Annotated in this window: 7 protein-coding genes and 1 pseudogene; 6 read left to right on the top strand and 2 right to left on the bottom strand. The window is 65.6% G+C overall.

From position 1 onward, the window contains the following. From K3M35_RS25185 to K3M35_RS25165, 5 genes and pseudogenes are all read left to right on the top strand, one after another. Positions 1-1,077: pseudogene (locus K3M35_RS25185) on the top strand (helicase); the annotation flags it as partial. An 84-nt stretch (positions 1,078-1,161) separates the two neighbouring features. Further along, a complete protein-coding gene (locus K3M35_RS25180) occupies positions 1,162-1,350 on the top strand; it encodes a hypothetical protein (protein ID WP_064061716.1) in 189 nt (62 codons plus the stop codon). A gap of 1 nt (position 1,351) precedes the next feature. Next, positions 1,352-2,305: a Fic family protein gene (locus K3M35_RS25175; RefSeq protein WP_220667223.1), complete on the top strand. Its 954-nt coding sequence runs from the start codon at positions 1,352-1,354 to the stop codon at positions 2,303-2,305. Positions 2,306-2,564: 259 nt separating this feature from the next. Further along, complete coding sequence (locus K3M35_RS25170; RefSeq protein WP_065996590.1) at positions 2,565-2,915, top strand: hypothetical protein; 351 nt, start codon at positions 2,565-2,567, stop codon at positions 2,913-2,915. Beyond that, positions 2,912-3,700 (top strand): hypothetical protein, encoded by a 789-nt coding sequence (locus tag K3M35_RS25165; protein WP_220667222.1) that lies wholly within the window; start codon positions 2,912-2,914, stop codon positions 3,698-3,700. The genes K3M35_RS25170 and K3M35_RS25165 overlap by 4 nt, the downstream gene beginning before the upstream one ends. A gap of 88 nt (positions 3,701-3,788) precedes the next feature. Here the strand turns inward: K3M35_RS25165 and K3M35_RS25160 are convergent, their stop codons facing one another. Further along, positions 3,789-3,977 (bottom strand): hypothetical protein, encoded by a 189-nt coding sequence (locus K3M35_RS25160; RefSeq protein WP_220667225.1) that lies wholly within the window; start codon positions 3,975-3,977, stop codon positions 3,789-3,791. A gap of 221 nt (positions 3,978-4,198) precedes the next feature. Beyond that, positions 4,199-4,387, bottom strand: a complete 189-nt coding sequence (locus K3M35_RS25155; RefSeq protein ID WP_220667224.1) for a hypothetical protein — start codon at positions 4,385-4,387, stop codon at positions 4,199-4,201. Between the two features lie 777 nt (positions 4,388-5,164). On the opposite strand from K3M35_RS25155, the gene K3M35_RS25150 reads away from it, so the two are divergent. Next, complete coding sequence (locus tag K3M35_RS25150; protein ID WP_220667221.1) at positions 5,165-5,986, top strand: hypothetical protein; 822 nt, start codon at positions 5,165-5,167, stop codon at positions 5,984-5,986. Positions 5,987-6,155 lie beyond the last annotated feature (169 nt).

Below are 6,155 nucleotides of genomic sequence, written 5' to 3'. Positions count from 1 at the left end.
GCCTGGTACGAGCGGGATCGGTTCTTCAACGTCCTCGAACGTGCCAGCGGAGCGCAGGGGATGCTTTCGACGATCCGCAAGATCGCCGATCGCGCCGACCGGCACATCACCACCATCGAGTCGCGGATCGAACACAACCGTCGCCGACTCGCCGAGGCCGAGGCCGAACCGGAACTCGACTTCACCGGCACGGCCGAACTCGAGGCCGCGAAGCTGCGGGCCGAGGAACTGCGGCTCGAAGTCAACGCCCGCGAGAACTCTCCCGAAGCACTGCGCCGTGCCCGCGAAGACCAGCAGCGCCGGGCTGCGGACGGGCAGTACCCGCAGTGGACTCTGGATCTGAACCCGACCGATGCCTGGGCCGAACACCGGAACATGAGCAAGGCCGAGCTCATCGTCTCGGTACCCGAGCGCATGGCCGCAGCCCGGCAAGCATGGCGGGGCGGCGCCGAGATGCGCGAACAGAACCGCAAGGCCGATCCGTGGGTGGCCCTCGACGACACCGAAGCGATCTGGGAGTACGGCTTCGACTCGGGCAGCGGCCGGCCCGGTGCGCGAGTGCGCTGGGACGATCGGCAATGGCACCTCGAAGTCTGGGACGGGGGCGGCAACGTCGAACGTGACGCCGTGAACACCCGCAGCGAAGCATTCGGTATCGCTGCACGGGCGGTCGAGAAGTTCGCCGCCGAGCAGAACATCGGCCGCGAAGCCATCCACCGGGCCGGCTTCGCCCGCCGTGACAGCCTCGACGTCACAGCGGTCACCGGGACCGCCAGCATGGTTGACGAAGTGACTCCTGGGAAGATCTCCGAGAAAGTCAATGCTGTCGTCGAGCCGACCGAGGCGGTTATCCAACCGATAGATGCCGTGGTGGAACCGACCGACGCGGTGACAGCCACCGAGGGCACCTATGTGCTCGACGAGACCCTCGAAGAGGGATTGAGGGCGGCCAGTGACATTCGACCGCTACGTCCCGTCGATCCGCGCACCGGGACGGAGCGCCCGCAGTACACCGACCCGATGCGGCAGTACGAGGCCGGTTACGAGGGCGGCTACGACGACGGTCGCGCCGTCTGACCACGACCGTCACACTCGACACCACAGATGGGGCGGGACCGATCCCGGTCCTGCCCCATCACCGCACACCCCAGGGAAGGCACCGTGGACCCGCACATCACCGAAGCTGAAGCCCGCGCAGATATTGCCGACATGGAACCGATCATGGCGATCGAAGGTCGCCAGATGAGCGACGGCGACAAGGAACTGTTGGTCGATCTGATCCGGGGAACCAAGACCTTCGAAGAGATCAGCAAAATACTCGCCCGCGAAGCCGGCTACGAGATCGACTGAAATGACCCCGCGATATTCACAAGAGTGGCTGGACTACTTCATTCCCGACACGATCGAATGGACCCCGGACGAGATGCCCGACATCAGCCGCGCCGTGATGAAGAACCTGGTCCTGCAATCAGACCGGTGGCCGCACGGCTTCCCGGACGCCCAGACCGTGCACCGCGCCGAAGGCATCGCGTCTTACCAGCGAATGCGGGAACTGACCGAACGACCCCTTCCGGGCCGCTACGACCTGGCTCACTTCCAGCGCACTCACTACCAGCTGTTTCAGGACGTCTACCCTTGGGCCGGGCAACTACGCACTGCCCCGCAGGACTGGCCGATGGTCAAGTGGGGGCCGGACGTCGCCGCCATCCGCAACGGGCAAAACCACGTCACCGAAATTCCGCACAAGTATTTCAAGGCCCGCGAAGTCCCTCAGGCCGCTAAAGTCGTTCTCGACCGCATCGCTGTTAAAGACAATTTGCGCGGACTTGCCCGCAGCGACTTCATCGGAGAACTGGCCACAGTGTGGCTGCGGATAAACTTCGTCCATCCATTTCGTGAGGGCAACACCCGTACTCAATTCGCCTTTTTCCGACAACTGTCCGTCGAGGCCGGTTACAGGCTCGACACCGATCGCTTCCACGTCGTCAGCAAGACCGAGCTGAAGCAGAACCCCCTGGTCGGGGACCTGCGTGAGCAGTTCGTCTGGGGACGTTTCGAGTACATGCAGAACGGCGACACCGGCCTGATGCGCGACGTGCTGGACATGGCGATCACCGACGCGGCCGATCCTGATCCCGCCGGTCCGGCCATCGACCACGGTGTCGATCTGCGCGCTATCACCGCCGCCATGTCCGCGCACCCACGCTCTGTTCACGACTTCACCGCCAACACCTCCACCCCGGACCCCGTGACTCCACCCGTGGACCCGCCCCGCAGCCGACCCACCCTCGACCTCGACTTTTAGACGGATACGTAACTGGCGATGGTGGTGCCGCAGCATCGCCACCGACACTCGCACCTACGACATGGCGCATCCACACCCCGCACCTGCCGGTCAGGGTCCTGCAGAGGAAAGCGGACCGTCCCTGGCCAACGTGCATCACCGAGCACCACCCGAAAGTGTTGCAGCGAGCAACAACAGGGTGAAACTGCTGCATACACGCACTATCATGAGAGCGATCCGTGCAGAGGGCGCAGATGGTTCGAGCCGAGGAGGTGGACAGATGAGCGTGGTCACACCGAAGACTGTGCGTCAGCAGCTCGTGCAGTCCGCCGTGCTCGACAAGATCATCACCACCGGTCTGTCGGTCGACACCGAACCGGTGCGCCGCAGCCTGCAAACGATCCGCCGTCAGGTGAACCGGAGCCCACTGATGGAGCGCTACCTGGACCGATGGGACATGATCGTCCGCACCAACGACATCGACGACATCCGCCGGATCGTCGAGACGGACGACGACACCAGCCGGGAAATGCGCAACCTGTCCCCCCTGTCGGTTCTGCTCAGCGATGACGAACGTCGCCGCGTCCTCACCGAATTCAGCACCAGACTCAAAGCTACTGCGCAGCGGTGAACCGGGACGAACTCGGACGGGCGATCAAGGCCGCGTGCGCCAACCTCGACGAACCCCGCGTGATCGTGCTCGGTTCCCAATCGATCCTCGGCAGCTTCGACACCACCGCCCTGCCCCCGGCCGCCTTCCTCTCTCGAGAAGTCGACATCCTGCCCCTGAGTGGGATCACCGATCCACCTGCCGTCGAAGACAAGCTGCTGCTCCTCGATGCCCGACTCGGCGAGGGCTCCCCTTTCCACATGTCCTTCGGCTTCTACGTCGAAGGCATCCACAAAGACGTCGTAGTCCTGCCCCGACACTGGGAACACCGCCTCGTCCACTTCATCGTCGACGACGACACCTCCACCCTCTACGGCCGAACCGGATTGTGCCTGGACCCAGTGGATCTGTGCGTGTCGAAAACGATCGCCGGACGCGAGAAAGACTACGAATTCGTCGCCGCCCTGGTCGCAGAACAACTCGTGCGAGCCGCCGACATCCGCGCCCGCATCGACAGCGGAATCGAGTGGTCACCGACCTACACCGAGAACAAGGACCTCTCCCTCGATCGAGCGCGGAACTGGCTGAGCAGTCTTGCCGACCCCACCGCGACCTCGGCCAAGGAAGATCCTGCCTCTAATGCTCCGGCGTCGGTGGCCACCGACATCGCCACCGCTCTCCTCGGCCATCCCCGCTCGGTCGAGCAGATGCTCAACAGCAAGAACCGAGGTGAGAACCCCTCGACGTCCGCTGCTTCTCCTGACACCGGACCGACCCGAGAAGCCGGACCCGACCTCTCTCAATGAGTGCTGTACGAATCTGCCTCCCCAGACCGGTGTGCGAATACCGAACCGTACGGAAATAATGGAAAAACAGAACTTGTGCGCCAGTCGGCTACCCTCGCCGACCTTCCAGCGTGGACAACAACACGAACTTCGTGCCCATCAGATCGAACGCCGCTTCGCTGTCGCCGGCGACGAGGAGTTCCCGCTCGCGGGCGTGTAGCGCCGCAATCGCGGTCTCGAGCTCATCGTCGGTCATCGCATCGGCGGCATCGCCGATGGCTCGCGTCCCTTCTTCCACGCGCCGAGGGTAGCCATGGTGCCGTTCGCTGCACGCGCAGCCCATCAGCGGAAAAGGCGATGGTCCCCGGCGGGGGCGCCGGGGACCATCCTTCGACCCGTCAGGGAATCACTCACCTGTCGGGGAACTCGGGTGATTGCAGCGGTCACCGTAGCGGAAGCACGGATCGGTACCAAACAGGTGGAGCGAGAGCGACCGGCAGGAGGAAGGACTCTCGCCAGTCAGTCCTCGACGGGGTACAGATCGCTTACGCGCGCCGGCCACGGATACGTGAGCGGGCTGTCGGCGTTGACCTCGATCATCGCCGTGCCGGTGTCCTCATCGATGTCGTTGACGGTGAACACGAACGTGCCGCGTGCGCTGACCGTCACCTGATCGCCGGGCTTCAGGGTGCTGTCTCCGATCGACACGACAGAAGAGGGGCGTGTCGTTTTCCCAGTTCACACCACAAATTCAGCGAAGCTAATTTTCTGGATCCCGGCGGGTCGCCCCGTCTGCGATCCGGCCGGCTCGCTCACCTTCCGAGTCGGGCCTTGGTTGCTCCTGTGTCTGTCTCGGCGGCCACTGCACCCCGGAGAACGGTGGCCCGGTGTGCGGGGGAATGAGGATCTGCGCATCGCAGACGATGCACAGATAGGTGCGATGTCCGGTGGCTCCCGAGGAGCGCAGGGCCGTTGCGCAGGTGCACGGTGTCCAGCCCACGACCACCCGGTGCGGTCCCAGCCGGTGCCCGTTCGGGCAGAACTTCGGCGGGCGCTCGTAGGACACCACACCACACATTTTCGCACATGTGTTCGATTAGGGCGTTTATAGTCAGGGCGGCAGGTCGATGGAGGGACGCGAGAGGCGGACTTCGGGAAGCATCGGCCTGCCACATCGTTTCCGCAGGAAACAGACATCGAGAGCGGAAGTACCCCCGATGCCGGGCACCCACGCACCGGCCCGTATGCCCGCCTCGGTACCCGGTCACTCCCTCCCCGAGCCGGCGCGAACCGGGGGGATGTGGGTTCCGCCGGGCACCCTCATGCCACCTCGAACGATCCGGGGTGGACCACGCCCCGCTACCGCGCCCCTCGATGGCATAGCGCCGATCCCTACCATTCGTAACGTACGTATCATGATACGTACGTTACGAATGATGTTACGATGCTGGATACGGAACGTCATCGGGTCGGGAGGGCGAGGTCATGGCCGAGGAAGCCAGAGGGGGACGGCGCCGCGAATACGCCACCGACGCCGACCGGGTACGGGCCTGGCGGCAGCGCCAGAAAGACAAGGCCCGCGCCCAGCAACACCAGGATGCGCTGCCGACCGATCCGACCTCGGCGATCGGCACCCTCGCCGAGGCGGTACCACTGCTGCGCCGCGAAACCCAGGCGGCGCTCGAGACGCTGACGACGATCGCGTCGTCGATCACCACCGCGACCGATCTGCTCGCAGATCCGGCGGCGATCGATGCACAGCTGCGGCGCGTACGCGCCGAGGCCGACAAGGTCCGGGCCGACGCCGCAGCCGAGATCGCGGCACTGCGGGACGAACTCGACACCGCGCGCACCGAACGCGCCGACGCCGATGCCGCCGCCACGGCCGCCGACGCCGACGCCACCGAGGCCCTCGCCCAGCTCACCGCAGCCCGGGCCGACCACGCCGCGGCACAGGACCGCTGGCAGCAGCAGCTCGATCAGGCCGCCGCGACCCACCGCGAGCAGATCGCCGGCCTCGAGCACCGGATCGAGCTGCTCACCGGGCAGCTCGACGAACACCGCGAGCAGCTGACCCGAGCGATCGCCGAAAAAGACGCCGCGGCGGCCACCGCAGCCGACCACACCCGCCGGCTCGACGCCGAACTCACCGCCGCCCGCACCGCGGCGGCAGCCGAACGCGACCGCGCCTCCACCGCCCGCGCCGACGCCGCCGCCGCACACGCGCAAGCCGAAGCCGCCCGCGAACGAGTTGCCGAACTGCGCGCCGAACTCCAGGACCTGCGCACACCCCCGGCAGGCCCGTAAACCCCCCAGCCGGCTCCCCGTACTGCTGGCTGCCACAGCAGCGGACGGGCGGGACTGCTGCACGGATAGGTGACATCTGAACTGTGGTGCCGTGAGGCACTGCTGGAAGGATGGACCCCGTGCCCAAGCCCTATCCGAAAGAGTTCCGCGACGACGTCGTCCGCGTGGC

This window comes from Rhodococcus sp. DMU2021, from assembly GCF_019641445.1.
GTDB classification, from domain to species: Bacteria; Actinomycetota; Actinomycetes; order Mycobacteriales; family Mycobacteriaceae; genus Rhodococcus; species Rhodococcus pyridinivorans.
The sequence above is the reverse complement of the archived record's forward strand: the minus strand, read 5'-3'. Positions and strand labels throughout refer to the sequence as shown.